The 13362-nt window shown below is 58.7% G+C and carries 13 protein-coding genes and 2 pseudogenes; 8 read left to right on the top strand and 7 right to left on the bottom strand.

Annotated elements, in window-relative coordinates; genetic code table 11:
* Positions 1–141 precede the first annotated feature (141 nt).
* Both alr and AC1D1M_RS01750 read right to left on the bottom strand, forming a co-directional pair.
* Positions 142–1380 (bottom strand): alanine racemase, encoded by a 1239-nt coding sequence (alr, locus tag AC1D1M_RS01755; RefSeq protein WP_477774241.1) that lies wholly within the window; start codon positions 1378–1380, stop codon positions 142–144.
* Between the two features lie 249 nt (positions 1381–1629).
* Positions 1630–2676 (bottom strand): ornithine cyclodeaminase, encoded by a 1047-nt coding sequence (locus AC1D1M_RS01750; RefSeq protein WP_477774240.1) that lies wholly within the window; start codon positions 2674–2676, stop codon positions 1630–1632.
* 531 nt (positions 2677–3207) lie between these two features.
* On the opposite strand from AC1D1M_RS01750, the gene AC1D1M_RS01745 reads away from it, so the two are divergent.
* From AC1D1M_RS01745 to astA, 7 genes are all read left to right on the top strand, one after another.
* Positions 3208–3987: a transporter substrate-binding domain-containing protein gene (locus AC1D1M_RS01745; protein WP_477774239.1), complete on the top strand. Its 780-nt coding sequence runs from the start codon at positions 3208–3210 to the stop codon at positions 3985–3987.
* Positions 3988–4046: 59 nt separating this feature from the next.
* A complete protein-coding gene (locus AC1D1M_RS01740) occupies positions 4047–4772 on the top strand; it encodes an ABC transporter permease (protein WP_477774238.1) in 726 nt (241 codons plus the stop codon).
* Entirely contained in the window at positions 4769–5479 is a 711-nt protein-coding gene (locus AC1D1M_RS01735; protein WP_477774237.1) for an ABC transporter permease, read from the top strand. The genes AC1D1M_RS01740 and AC1D1M_RS01735 overlap by 4 nt, the downstream gene beginning before the upstream one ends.
* Positions 5480–5535: 56 nt before the next feature.
* Positions 5536–6297: an ABC transporter ATP-binding protein gene (locus tag AC1D1M_RS01730; RefSeq protein ID WP_007986657.1), complete on the top strand. Its 762-nt coding sequence runs from the start codon at positions 5536–5538 to the stop codon at positions 6295–6297.
* A 12-nt stretch (positions 6298–6309) separates the two neighbouring features.
* The gene (locus tag AC1D1M_RS01725) at positions 6310–6789 is read left to right on the top strand and encodes an Lrp/AsnC family transcriptional regulator (protein WP_007974731.1); all 480 of its coding nucleotides are present in this window, start codon (positions 6310–6312) and stop codon (positions 6787–6789) included.
* Between the two features lie 174 nt (positions 6790–6963).
* Positions 6964–7902 carry a citrulline utilization hydrolase CtlX gene (gene ctlX, locus AC1D1M_RS01720; RefSeq protein WP_477774236.1) on the top strand — a complete coding sequence of 313 codons (939 nt, stop codon included), beginning with the start codon at positions 6964–6966 and terminating at the stop codon, positions 7900–7902.
* Entirely contained in the window at positions 7899–8933 is a 1035-nt protein-coding gene (gene astA / locus AC1D1M_RS01715; protein WP_477774235.1) for an arginine N-succinyltransferase, read from the top strand. The genes ctlX and astA overlap by 4 nt, the downstream gene beginning before the upstream one ends.
* A gap of 136 nt (positions 8934–9069) precedes the next feature.
* On the opposite strand, the pseudogene AC1D1M_RS01710 reads toward astA, so the two are convergent.
* Both AC1D1M_RS01710 and AC1D1M_RS01705 read right to left on the bottom strand, forming a co-directional pair.
* A pseudogene (locus AC1D1M_RS01710) lies at positions 9070–9369 on the bottom strand (oxidoreductase); the annotation flags it as partial.
* An 844-nt stretch (positions 9370–10213) separates the two neighbouring features.
* Positions 10214–10534 (bottom strand): isochorismate lyase, encoded by a 321-nt coding sequence (locus AC1D1M_RS01705; protein ID WP_477774234.1) that lies wholly within the window; start codon positions 10532–10534, stop codon positions 10214–10216.
* Between the two features lie 73 nt (positions 10535–10607).
* Between AC1D1M_RS01705 and AC1D1M_RS01700 the strand changes: the two are divergent.
* Positions 10608–10685: pseudogene (locus AC1D1M_RS01700) on the top strand (CBS domain-containing protein); the annotation flags it as partial.
* 228 nt (positions 10686–10913) lie between these two features.
* On the opposite strand, the gene AC1D1M_RS01695 reads toward AC1D1M_RS01700, so the two are convergent.
* From AC1D1M_RS01695 to AC1D1M_RS01685, 3 genes are all read right to left on the bottom strand, one after another.
* Positions 10914–12365 (bottom strand): NAD(P)(+) transhydrogenase (Re/Si-specific) subunit beta, encoded by a 1452-nt coding sequence (locus AC1D1M_RS01695; protein WP_477774233.1) that lies wholly within the window; start codon positions 12363–12365, stop codon positions 10914–10916.
* Positions 12362–12712: an NAD(P) transhydrogenase subunit alpha part 2 gene (locus tag AC1D1M_RS01690; protein WP_046042645.1), complete on the bottom strand. Its 351-nt coding sequence runs from the start codon at positions 12710–12712 to the stop codon at positions 12362–12364. Before AC1D1M_RS01690 ends, AC1D1M_RS01695 begins: the two co-directional genes overlap by 4 nt.
* An 11-nt stretch (positions 12713–12723) precedes the next feature.
* Positions 12724–13362 (bottom strand): Rossmann-fold NAD(P)-binding domain-containing protein (locus AC1D1M_RS01685; RefSeq protein WP_477774232.1); only part of this gene is annotated, 639 nt, incomplete at its 5' end.

Below are 13362 nucleotides of genomic sequence, written 5' to 3'. Positions count from 1 at the left end.
TGGTCGACACTCGATTGGTTCGGACGGCGTTCCGACGATGGACTCGAGGACGGCGCGTTTATTCAAAAAACACGCGTTATCGTTAACGTCCATCGCGAGCAGGGGCGCAGCGTTTAGCCTGCGCATCTGCTTTTTTTCTCCTTATTTAGACTTCAAGACTTTCGGATTGGAGTTGCCCCAGACCGTGTAGAGATCCGCCAACAATGCGCCGTTGATGGTTTCAAGCTCCGTCTGGGTTATCTCGTCATCACCTTGCTTGCCGTACAGAACGACCTCATCTCCCGCCTGCACGCCCTTGATGCCACTGACGTCCACCATCAACGTGTTCATGGTGACCTTGCCRATCACCGGCGCGCGTTGGCCGTGAATCAGCACTGAGGCTTTGTTGGAGAACGCTCTTCGATAACCGTCGGAGTAGCCGGCCGGGATGTTGGCAATCAACGAGTCTTTGCTCAGGGTAAAGGTGCGGTCGTAGCTGATCGTACTGCCCGCCGGGTAGGCGTTGACCGCCGCGACCCGCGATTTGAACTGCATCACTCGTTGAAATTCATTATGCCCACCCACTGGGTAGCCATAGAGCGCAGCCCCCGGGCGAACCATGTCCAGCCAACCTTCCGGCACCTCAAGGGTGGTGAAGGTATTGGCGCAGTGCAGGGTGATCCGGCTGCGGTCCAGTTTGGCGTGCTCGATCAGCCAGCCGGACTGCTCCTTGAACTTGGCCAGACCCTGAAGGACATCCTCTCGTTCCTCGACCGGGAAGTGGGTCATGATGCCGACGATGCTCAGGTGATCCAGCCGGGTCAGATCCACCGCCTGTTGTTGTCCCTGCGCCGTGCTCATTTCCAGACCGTTGCGGCTCATGCCCGCCGAATTCAGCGCCAGGTGAACCGGCAGCTTCACGCCTTTGCGGGTGGCCAGCTCATTGAGCTGACGTGCAACCTCCAGGTTGCCGACCAGTTCTTCGATGTTGTAGCGCAGTGCATTCTCGACTTCTTCAACGGTAGCGCTGCGCAAACGCATCAGGCGTCCCTTGAAGCCTTTTTCCCGTGCGACACGCGCCTCCTCGTTGCTCGCCACGCCGATACAGGTGATGCCCATCCGAATGGCGGAAGGGATCAACAATCCAATGCCATTCCCATAGGCGTCGGCTTTCATCACGGCACACATCTGGCTTTTACCCGCCAGCCGTTGCTGAAGCTTGGTGATGTTTGCTTCGAAGGCGGCCTGATCAATCTCCAGCCAGGTATTGGCCTGGCCTGATTGATTGTCGGCGCGGGGATGTTCAGGTGTGGGATCGAGTAAAGGGGCGGCATTGACTACCGGCATCATTGCCGTCAAAGCCAGGGCGAGCGTCAGCGTGCTGAGCATGAAACGTGGCATATCGAGTCTTCCATACTGGATGAGGAAAGGCCCCATGCTGGCGTGGATTTGGCATCAGCCAGGTCCATCAGGCATTGAGCGAACAGCCATGGAATTCTTATGCAAAGGCGCCGTTTGTTTATGTGGAACCGGATGGCTCGCGCAGCGGATGGCGCTGTAAAAAAGGCTCAAACGACCGAGGGATTGTTCAGGGTTGCGCCTGGCAGCCGAAGGGGCCGCCAGGTGAATGCTTTGAAGTGTCGAGTGGTATTACGCCCGAAGCCTTGCATCGGCTGTTGCAGAGGGCTGCAGCAGCGAGAACAGGTTCTTGGGATCCTGCAGCTCTGGTACCAGCAGAATGTCGCTGCCAATGTTGAGCGTTCGTGCAACATCCAGCACATAGCGCAAGGCAGAGTAGTCCTCGATGGCGAAGCCGACCGAGTCAAACAAGGTGACTTCCTCGGCATGCTGGCGACCTTGAGTCTGACCATTGATGACTTTCCAGAATTCGATAACCGGTGAGTCGGCGGGCATCTGCTGAATTTCGCCTTCAATGCGGCTTTGCGGCTCGTACTCAACCATGACCCGCGCACGCTCGACGATGTCCCGGTGCAGTTCGGTCTTGCCGGGGCAGTCGCCGCCCACGGCGTTGAGGTGCATCCCGGGCTCGATCATCTCAGGCGTTAAAATCGTTGCGTAGGCCTTGTCGGCCGTGACCGTGGTCACGATATCGGCACCACGTACCGCTTCTGCGACGGTTTTGGCAACGCTCACCTGTATGGCGGGGTAGGCCCGCAGGTTGGCTACCAGCTTCGCCGTCGCGGCAGGATCGATGTCGTAGAGACTGATTTCAGTAATGCCGAGCAGTGTATGAAATGCCAGGGCCTGGAATTCGCTCTGTGAGCCGTTGCCGATAAGTGCCATTCGGCGACTGTCCGGTCGGGCGAGGTAGCGGGCCGCGAGTGCAGAAGTGGCAGCGGTGCGAATGGCGGTAGTCAGCGTCATTTCACTCAGCAAAACAGGCTTGCCGGTATCGACGTCTCCCAACGCACCAAAGGCCATGACCGTCAGCATGCCATTGTGGGTGTTCTTTGGATGTCCGTTGACATACTTGAAGGCGTAGAGCGCTGCATCAGACACGGGCATCAGCTCGATGACGCCCTCGGGTGAGTGGTTCGCCAGGCGCGCGCATTTTTCGAAATCCGGCCAGCGTACGTAGTCTTGACGGATGTACTCGGCCATTTCGATCAGGCAACGGGGCAAGCCTTTTTCCTGGACGAGACGGCTCAGATCATTGACGTCAATGTAACGGGTCATATTGGTTTCCTTCGGGCGTTTTTTTTGTGTGCCAGTCCGGACTATTGTCGAGGCAATTCAGAGAAGACTTCGGCCAATACTGACCCTGGATACAGCAAGAAAAGTCGAAAAACAGCGAGCGCACAGCGCAATCGGCGAAGTGACAGTCACCGCAATATCGTCATGCAGATGAAGAAGGCCGCAAAGACAAGCACATTCCTGTGCCGCTCCCTTCAAGCGGAGACACAGTGACTTGCTGCGACGACAGAATCGGCTGTGAAGGCCCTTCGTTCAGCACAGGCACGCTGTTTGAACGTGGGGTTACGACACCAGCACCCTCCCGGCAATTGGCATTCTGACGGTCCGTTTCAAGCGCTTGTTGATCGATGCCTGAGATGGAGTGCAACTCCGGCGACTGGCTGCTTCCAGTCGAAAACAACAACAAAAACGGCTGCGGTGAAGACCGCATCGACTCTCTGCCCCTGTCAAAAAAATGTGGTCCGACGCAAGCGCTGGATCGCTATAAATCAAAATAATCCGGGACTCTAGAAGATGAACATCAAATGGCTGACTTTGCCGGCACTCGCGTTGCTGTGCTGCACCACGGGCGCCAGTGCCAAGGAATGGAAGGAGCTGCGATTTGGCGTCAACCCAAGCTACCCACCCTTTGAATCCACCACGGCCGATGGCGGGGTTCAGGGCTTCGGCGTGGATCTGGGCAATGCAATATGTGCCGAGCTGAAGCTGACCTGCGTGTGGGTCAGCAATGATTTCGACGGGCTTATTCCGGGGCTCAAGGCCGGTAAGTTCGATGCCATCGAATCTTCGATGACCGTTACCGACGCGCGCAAAAAACAGATCGACTTTACCGATCGCCTGTACGCCGGACCGACCGCCATCGTTACCCGCAAAGACTCCGGACTGCTGCCTACCGCCGAGTCGCTGCGCGGCAAAACCATCGGCTACATGCAGGGCACGATTCAGGAAACCTACGCCAAGGCGAAACTGGCGCCGGGCGGGGTGAAACTGCGGGCCTATCAGAATCAGGATCAGGTCTATGCCGACCTGGTATTTGGCCGTCTCGATGCGTCGATCCAGGACAAGCTGCAAGCGCAGATGAGTTTCCTGACCTCGCCACAAGGGGCGGACTTCCACAACAGTGAAGGCATCAGCGACCCGTTGGTGCCGGCAGAGATCGCCATTGGTGTGCGCAAGGACAACGAAGAGCTCAAAGGCATGCTCAACACCGCCATCAAGGCCCTGCACGACAAGGGCATCTATGCGCAGATCCAGCAGAAACACTTCGGTGATCTAGACCTCTACAACAACTGATCCTCGCGCCCCGGTCGCTGTGTTGCAACGACCGGGGCGCATCAAGACAGGTGACTGGCGTGAATTCCTTCCTGAATATTCTGGGGCTCGATCTTTCGGCCCTGCAAGGCTATGGCCCTTTGTTGCTGCACGGCACCTGGGTCACCCTCAAACTGTCGGCGCTCGCGCTTCTGGTGAGCATGGCGCTGGGGCTGCTTGGCGCGGCGGCCAAGCTGTCGCCGTTGAAGCTGTTGAATCTACCGGCGACCTTTTACACGACGCTGATCCGTGGCGTGCCCGACCTGGTGTTGATGCTGCTGATTTTCTACAGCCTGCAAGGCTGGCTCAGCGCCCTGACCGAGTCCATGGGCTGGCCCTACATGGAAATCGACCCATTCGTGGCCGGCATCATCACCCTTGGTTTTATCTACGGGGCGTATTTCACCGAGACCTTTCGCGGGGCGATTCTGAGTGTGCCACGCGGGCAGCAGGAAGCCGCGGCGTGCTTTGGCCTGAACCGTTGGCAGCGCTTCCGTTTCGTGGTGTTCCCGCAAATGATGCGTTTCGCCTTGCCAAGCCTGGGCAATAACTGGCTGGTGCTGCTCAAGGCCACGGCGCTGGTATCGATCATCGGTTTGTCGGACCTGGTCAAAGTCGCGCAGGAGGCCGGCAAAAGCACCTTCAATATGCTTGATTTTCTGCTGTTGGCCGCAGCGCTTTACCTGCTGATCACCAGTGCTTCGAACTACGTCTTGCGCGTGCTGGAACGGCGCTACAACCAGGGTGTACGGGGGATGGCGCGATGATCGAGTTGATTGCCGAATACTGGAAACCCTTTTTGTTCAGCGATGGCGAAAGCCTCACCGGGTTGGCGATGACCCTGTGGTTGCTGGTGGCGAGTATTGCCATGGGTTTTTTCCTGTCGCTGCCGCTGGCGATTATGCGGACCTCGCGCTGGGGTCTCTTGCGTTGGCCGGTTCAGCTGTTTACCTACATCTTTCGCGGCACGCCGTTGTATATCCAATTGCTGATTTGCTACAGCGGGATCTACGGCATTGCCGTGGTCCGTTCGCAGCCATTGCTCGAAGCGTTTTTCCGCGACGCCATGAATTGCACCTTGCTGGCGTTCACCCTCAACACCTGCGCCTACACCGTGGAAATTTTCGCCGGTGCGATCCGCAGCATTCCCTACGGTGAAATCGAAGCGGCCCATGCCTATGGCCTGAGTGGCTGGCGCCTGTATCTGCAACTGATCCTGCCTTCGGCGTTGCGCCGTGCGCTGCCGTACTACAGCAACGAAGTGATCCTGATGTTGCACGCGACTTCGGTGGCGTTCACCGCAACGATTCCGGACATCCTGAAAATCGCCCGGGACGCCAACGCCGCGACCTTCATGACGTTTCAGGCCTTCGGCATTGCCGGTCTGCTGTACCTCGTGCTGTCGTTCGGGCTGGTCGGCGCGTTCCGCCTGGCGGAGAAGCGCTGGCTGAGCTTTCTCGGCCCGGCCCACTGACTTCCATCATTTATCCAGAGCGGCGCCGATAAGCGTGCCGTTCCAGGAGTACTCGCATGTACAAACTCACGGTTGAAAATCTGTATAAACGTTTTGGTGACAATGAAGTGCTCAAAGGCGTCTCGTTGAACGCACGGGCAGGGGACGTGGTGAGCATGATCGGCGCCAGCGGTTCGGGCAAAAGCACCATGCTGCGCTGCATCAACTTTCTTGAACGGGCGGACGAAGGCGCCATTGCCCTGGATGGCGAGCGAGTGCTCACCCGTCAAGGCGTCGGTGGCATGCGAGTCGCCAACCCGAAGCAGTTGCAGCGCTTGCGCACGCGACTGGCGATGGTGTTCCAGCATTTCAATTTGTGGAGTCACCTGACCGTGCTGGAGAACATCGTGCTGGCGCCGTGTCGAGTCCTGGGCATGAGTCGCAAGGCCGCCGAGGAGAGCGCGCGGGCGTATCTGGACAAGGTCGGCCTGCCGCAACGGGTGGCCGATCAGTACCCGGCGTTTCTGTCGGGCGGGCAGCAACAACGGGTGGCGATTGCCCGGGCCCTGGCGGTGGAACCGGAAATCCTGTTGTTCGATGAGCCAACCTCGGCGCTCGACCCGGAACTGGTGGGTGAAGTGCTGAAGGTGATTCAGGCACTGGCCGAAGAAGGCCGGACCATGTTGATGGTGACTCACGAAATGGGGTTTGCCCGGCAGGTCTCAAGCCAAGTGTTGTTCTTGCATCAGGGCCGTGTCGAGGAGCAGGGTGATGCTACGATACTCGACCGGCCAAACAGTGAACGTTTGCAGCAATTTCTATCGGGTCGTTTGAAGTGAGGCAAGGCGTACATGGCGGATATCCGCGATCTGTCGATCGTGCTTGATCGTATCGATCAGGCAATCATTGAAGTGTTGCGCCACGAAGGGCGCATCACCTATCAAAAGCTGTCCGAACGTGTGCACCTGACCCCCAGGCCTTGTCTGGAACGGGTACGCAAGCTGGAACAGCTTGGGGTCATTCGCGGCTATGGTGCGATTCTCGATGAGAAGAAACTGACGCCGGGCTTGTCGTTGCTGGTGCTGGTGGCGTTGTCGAACCAGAGCGGACGCGCGGCGCAAAAGGCCTTCGAAGCCAAGGTCCGCGCCTGCCCGCAGGTGCTGGAATGTCGCCTGATCAGCGGCGCGTTCGACTACAGCCTGCGCATGCGCTGCCGTGACATGGAGCATTACCGGGTGTTGACCGAAGTCTGGTTTGACGACCCGGATTTGCACATCGACAAATTGGTCAGCCACCCGGAACTGGCGATGGTCAAGACCACGATGGAGTAAGACAAGAATCGCTGCCCAAAGCAGCGATTTTTTTTGCTTTTCAGCCCCGCCGAATCGGCTGGGCAACCAGCAATCTTCAGCCGTTTTCATCAGCGCAAAAGCCGTTATCAACCGGGTTTTTCCCTCTTCGAAACAGACAATGAGCCTCTCTCGACCCTCATTGAGTCTGTGCCCATGCAAACCACCAATACGGTATTAATGATTCGCCCGACACGTTTCTCCTTCAATCAGGACACGGCGGCGAACAACCGTTTCCAGCGTCCGGCTGCCGTTGCCGAAGACGTACAACTCAAGGCCTTGACCGAGTTCGATGGCTATGTCGCCGCGTTGCGTCGGCACGGCGTTGAAGTCCTGGTGCATAACGATCGCGAAGCGCCGCATACCCCGGACTCGATCTTCCCCAACAACTGGTGGAGCAGCCACCCGGACGGCACCTTGGTCCTGTACCCGATGCAGGGCCACAACCGGCGTCTGGAGCGGGACAAAGGTGTACTCGACGGGTTGCTGGGCGAATACCGGGTCGAGCAGTTGCTGGACCTGTCCAGCCTCGAAGAGCAGGAGGTTTTCCTGGAGGGTACCGGCAGCATGGTCCTGGATCGGCAACAGCGGATCTGCTACGCCGGGTACTCGACCCGCACCCACGCTCGGGCACTGGATCAACTGGTCACCCATCTGGGCTATGAACTGTGTGCGTTCAACGCGGTGGACCGCCAGGGCGTGGCGATTTATCACACCAACGTCATGATGAGTGTCGGCACCCGCCTGGCGGTGGTCTGCCTGGCATCCGTGCCCCAGCCGGGCGAACGTGCGGCGCTGCGCAATCGACTCGAAACCAGCGGTAAACAGGTCATCGACTTGAACTGGGCGCAGCTGGAGTCCTTTGCCGGTAACATGCTCGAAGTGCACAACGCAGCGGGCGAGCCGCTGCTGGTGATGTCGCGCACAGCCTGGCAATCCCTGGACGCCGATCAGCGTCGCTTGATCGAAGCTCACACTACGCCGTTGCCGGTGAACATCGACACCATCGAGCGCATCGGTGGCGGCAGCGCGCGCTGCATGCTGGCCGAGGTGTTCCTGCCCAAGCATTCGTCCACCCAGGAACAAGTGCGATGATCGTCCGCCCTGCAACGCCTGACGATCTGCCGGCTCTACTGGCCTTGGCCCATAGTGCCGGCACCGGATTGACCACCTTGCCGGCTGATGCATCGCGACTGCGTCAGCGCCTGGAATGGGCGGCCAAAACCTTCGCCGGCGAAGCCGAGCGCGCCGATGCCGATTACCTGTTTGTGCTGGAGAACGAACACAAAAAAGCGGTGGGTATCTGTGCCCTGGCGGGTGCTGTCGGCCTGCGGGAGCCCTGGTACAACTACCGCTTGGGCCTGTTCGTCGCGGCGTCGAAAAACCTGGGTATCAATCAACAGTTGCCAACGTTGTTTCTAGGCAACGACATGACCGGCCATTCCGAGCTGTGTTCGCTGTTTTTACACGCCGATCACCGCAGTGGTCTCAATGGTCGTTTGTTGTCGAAGGCGCGCTTCCTGTTTCTGGCGGAATTTCGCGATCGCTTCGGTGACAAGGTCATTGCGGAAATGCGCGGTTATTCGGATGAAGAGGGCGTTTCACCGTTCTGGGAGGGCCTGGGACGGCACTTCTTCAAGATGGATTTTGCCGATGCCGACTACCTCACAGGGCTGGGCAACAAGACCTTCATCGCGGAACTGATGCCCAAGTTTCCGCTGCCAACCTGCCTGTTGCCGGAGGAGGCACGAACGGTCATCGGAAGGGTTCACCCAAACACCGAACCGGCGCTGGGTATGCTCAAGGCAGAAGGCTTCGAGCATCGTGACTACATCGACATTTTCGACGGTGGTCCGCTGATCGAATGCGCCACCGGGGATATTCGTGCGGTGCGCGATAGCCAGGTGCTGCAACTGAGCATTGGCACACCCGGGGAGCAGGCGGCGACGTATTTGATTCATAACCGTCAGTTTGCCGATTGCCGGATCACTGCGGCAGCGGCACGGGTTGCAGCCGGTACGCTGATTGTCGACGCTCAAGTCGCCAAGGCACTGGGCTTGAGTGCGGGGGCTTCGGTGCGGGCGGTGAGTCTGGCAGTGCCTGCCTTGCAACAATCAGCGGCTTAGATAACCAACAGAAAAAGATCGCAGCCGGCGGCAGCTCCTGCAGGTCCGCATTCATTTCATTTTTAGAGGTGAGCACGGCAAATGCAGCTGTCGCCGGCTGCGAGTTTTTGCTCCTGCTTCGTCATGACAGGTGTTCGACCAGATAGGTGTAGGTTTCCTGCGGACGAGCATGCACGGCCTCGGTGACGTGCTTCCACGCGGCGACCTGCTCGGCGGTTTCGATGCCTGGGGTACGGACATAACCCTTGCCCATTGCAATGGGGAACACGCCTTCACTGATGATCAGGCCGGCACTGGCACGTTGGGCGTAGTAAGTCGCAACCAGTTCGCTTGGTACACCGTCATCGTCAGCACGCGAGCGCGTCATTGGGGCCATGACCATGCGGTTGGATAGGGTATAGCGACTGATCTGGATTTGGGAAAAGAGAGAATTCATTGCGGGGCTCCTCGGTGGTAATGGAGCCATCATTGATCAATCCTGATGCGGGATAAACCTGGTGAAATTGAAATGACTGATCCACTGATGGAGCAATGTCTCTAACGGATTCCGCGATTACCTTCAGATAAATGGAGTTCAACCTTCAGGATTGGAAGATGAAGTAAGAAATAGGAGGAGGGCGTGTTGGGATAGGTAGCCTTGCTGAATGCATGGCAGGTGCAAAGCGCGATCAAACACTGCTTGAAGAATCGATCGTACATGCCGATCAGACAGGCCATCGCGGCCTTTCAAAGTGCTAATCAGCGGAGTCTTGCACGATTGCGGACCTAGCCATCCAGTTGCCCCGCCACCTCTTCTTCAGCCGCGCAGCGCACACGCTCCGGTGTCGATCGCAGCAGGTCTTTGGGCCGGTTGCCTCCCAAGAAGTGATTGCTCGAGGCGAACCGGAACGCCATGCCCCAGCCGTCCTTTTTTTTCATCTCTATGCGGTTTGCGCAGAGTATCCGGCGAGGTCAGGCGCGATATGCCTCCGGTTGTCTGTCCGTTATTCGAGAGGTCTTGAAACGCACGGGGCCGCACAATCAGTCCGACGCGGTGACAACCAGCGCTCCGCTCACCAGCAGGCAAGATGTCTCTCGATCAACCTTGCCACTTCGGCTGCGTGAGTAAAGCCCAGAGCAGACATATCCACCCCGCCAGAGGTGACGGTCAGCGTCAGTTTGGCGGGGGATGCGATCAAAGGTTCGGTCCTTGAAGGTGGGATTGAAAGAGTCAGCAGGAGGGCAAAATGGATGCCGCAAGGTTCGATGACCACTTCAAGGCGGACAGTCCGACACTAGACTCAGGTGTCGGATTGATGTACTGCCCAGTGCTTCATCTCTTCGGCAATGAAGTGGTTCACCAGGTCGCTGTACATCTTCTCGATTGCATCCGGGCTCAGGCCTTCGGCCTCGGCCCATTCGCGTCGTTTCGTCAGCATGGCCTTGAAACGTTCCGGAGCACGCACCGAAGTCACCGAAGTCTTGAACTTCGAGGCAGCCAGTACGTAGTGAAAACGCTTGCCCAACAGCTTGATAACGACCTGATCAAGGGCATCGATTTCGCGTCGGATATCCTCCAGGCCTGCACACTCTTCAGGCTGCAATTGATTGATGACTTCCATGCAGGTGACTCCGTTTTCTGAAAAAGATCATGAGCCTTCGGCAGTAGTACCGGCGCGCTATCTTCCGTGAGCTGGTGATCTGGTCAAGGCTGCAATTACAGAACAAGCAGACCTGATTCTGCAACTCGAACAGTATATTCGCGGTCACTAATCACGGCGCAAGAAATTGTGCGCAGGTAAAAAAGGGTTCCTGGAAAATGAGCAGGGCTGTGAGGTAACAACTTCACTTCTGAATGGCGCAAGCGCTATCAGGCGTTCACTGACGAACAGCGACGGGCCTAGCGACTCCTGTCGGTGGGCGAGCTCTGGATGAGGGGGCCCTCTCATTAGCCCCAGCCGATTAAAGGCCGAGGTTTTTTGGGAGGGCGCTGGAGCATGTTTACTCGACGGCCTTGACCATGTCTTCGATGACCTTTTTAGCGTCGCCGAAGACCATCATGGTTTTGTCCAGGTAGAACAGCTCGTTGTCCAGACCGGCGTAGCCGCTGGCCATCGAGCGCTTGTTGACGATGATGGTCTTGGCTTTGAACGCCTCGAGAATCGGCATGCCGGCAATCGGCGATTTCGGATCGTTCTTCGCGGCCGGGTTGACCACGTCGTTGGCACCCAACACCAGCACCACATCGGCCTGACCAAACTCGGAGTTGATGTCATCCATCTCGAACACCTGGTCGTAAGGCACTTCGGCCTCGGCCAGCAACACGTTCATGTGACCGGGCATACGACCGGCCACCGGGTGGATCGCGTACTTCACGGTCACGCCGCGATGGGTCAGCTTCTCGGTCAGTTCCTTCAGCGCGTGCTGAGCACGGGCCACCGCCAGGCCGTAGCCCGGCACGATGATCACGGTGTCGGCGTTGGTCAGCAGGAAGGTCGCGTCGTCAGCCGAACCGGACTTCACCGGGCGCGCTTCTTTCGAACCGGCCGGGCCGGCCGCATCTGCCGTGTTGCCGAAGCCACCGAGCAGCACATTAAAGAAGGAGCGGTTCATCGCCTTGCACATGATGTACGAGAGGATCGCACCGCTTGAGCCTACCAGCGAACCGGCGATGATCAGCATCGAGTTGTTCAGCGAGAAGCCGATACCCGCCGCTGCCCAGCCGGAGTAGCTGTTGAGCATCGACACGACCACTGGCATGTCCGCGCCACCGATCGGGATGATGATCAGCACGCCGAGCACGAAGGCCAGCGCCAGCATCACGGCGAAGGCGGTGTAGTCGCCGGTGAGCATAAAGGTCACGCCCAGGSCCAGTGTGGCCAGGCCCAGCAGCAGGTTCAGCTTGTGCTGGCCRCTGAACTGTACCGGTGCACCCTGGAACAGGCGGAACTTGTACTTGCCCGCCAGTTTGCCGAAGGCAATGACCGAACCGGAGAAGGTGATYGCACCGATGGCGGCCCCGAGGAACAGTTCCAGGCGGTTACCGGCCGGGATCGCGTCACCGAGTTGCTGGACGATGCCCAGCGACTGCGGCTCGACCRCGGCAGCCACGGCGATGAACACCGCCGCCAGGCCGATCATGCTGTGCATGAAGGCGACCAGTTCGGGCATCTTGGTCATTTCGACGCGTTTGGCCATGATCGAACCGGCAGTGCCGCCGATCAGCAGGCCGACGATCACGTAGACGATGCCGACCTGGGCCCCGCCTTGTGCAAAAGAGAGCGCGCCCAGCTTGTAGATCAAGCCGATAGTAGTGAGGATCGCCAGGCCCATGCCGAGCATGCCGAACAGGTTGCCRCGRCGCGAGGTGGTGGGGTGCGAGAGGCCCTTGAGTGCCTGGATGAAGCAGACCGAGGCGATCAAATACAGGGAAGTAACCAGGTTCATGCTCATGCTTGCTGCACCTCAGCCTTGACTGCTGCGGCYTTGGCAGCCGGAGCTTTGGCCGCTTTYTTCTTGAACATTTCCAGCATGCGGCGGGTCACCAGGAAGCCACCAAACACGTTGACCGCAGCCAGGGCYACGGCCAGGGTGCCCATGGTCTTGCCCAGCGGGGTCACGGTGAGGGCGGCRGCGAGCATGGCGCCGACGATCACGATSGCCGAGATGGCGTTGGTCACCGCCATCAGCGGCGTGTGCAGTGCAGGTGTCACGTTCCAGACCACGTGGTAGCCGACATAAATCGCCAGCACGAAGATGATCAGGTTGTAGATACCGTGAGAGATCAGCATGTCTTCCATTGTTTTTATCCTCAGCCGTTCTTGCGCACGATCTGGCCGTCGCGGCACATCAGGCACGCGGCGACGATATCGTCTTCAAGGTTGATCACCAGTTGTCCTTCTTTATCGAACAACAGTTTCATGAAGTCCAGCAGGTTGCGTGCGTACAGCGCCGAAGCGTCAGCCGCCACGGCGCTGGCCAGGTTGGTCGGGCCWACGATGGTCACGCCATTTTCGACGACCACCTGATCGGCCACGGTCAGCGGGCAGTTRCCGCCCTGGGCGGCCGCGAGGTCGATGACCACCGARCCCGGTTTCATCTGGGCCACGGTTTCCGCRCTCAACAGGGTTGGTGCCTTGCGGCCGGGAATCAGCGCGGTGGTGATCACGATGTCAGCCTGCTTGGCGCGTTCGTGCACCGCGGCGGCCTGGCGCTGCATCCAGCTGGCCGGCATCGGACGGGCGTAACCGCCGACACCGACGGCGCATTCACGCTCTTCATCGGTCTCGTAAGGCACGTCGACGAATTTGGCGCCGAGGGATTCGATCTGCTCTTTTACCGCAGGACGCACGTCGGACGCTTCGATCACCGCMCCCAGGCGTTTCGCCGTGGCGATGGCCTGCAAACCGGCCACGCCAGCACCGAGGATCAGCACGCGCGCCGCTTTCAC

The organism is Pseudomonas sp. P1_F7 (genome assembly GCF_056405655.1).
This window is presented reverse-complemented; position numbering and strand designations above follow the sequence as displayed.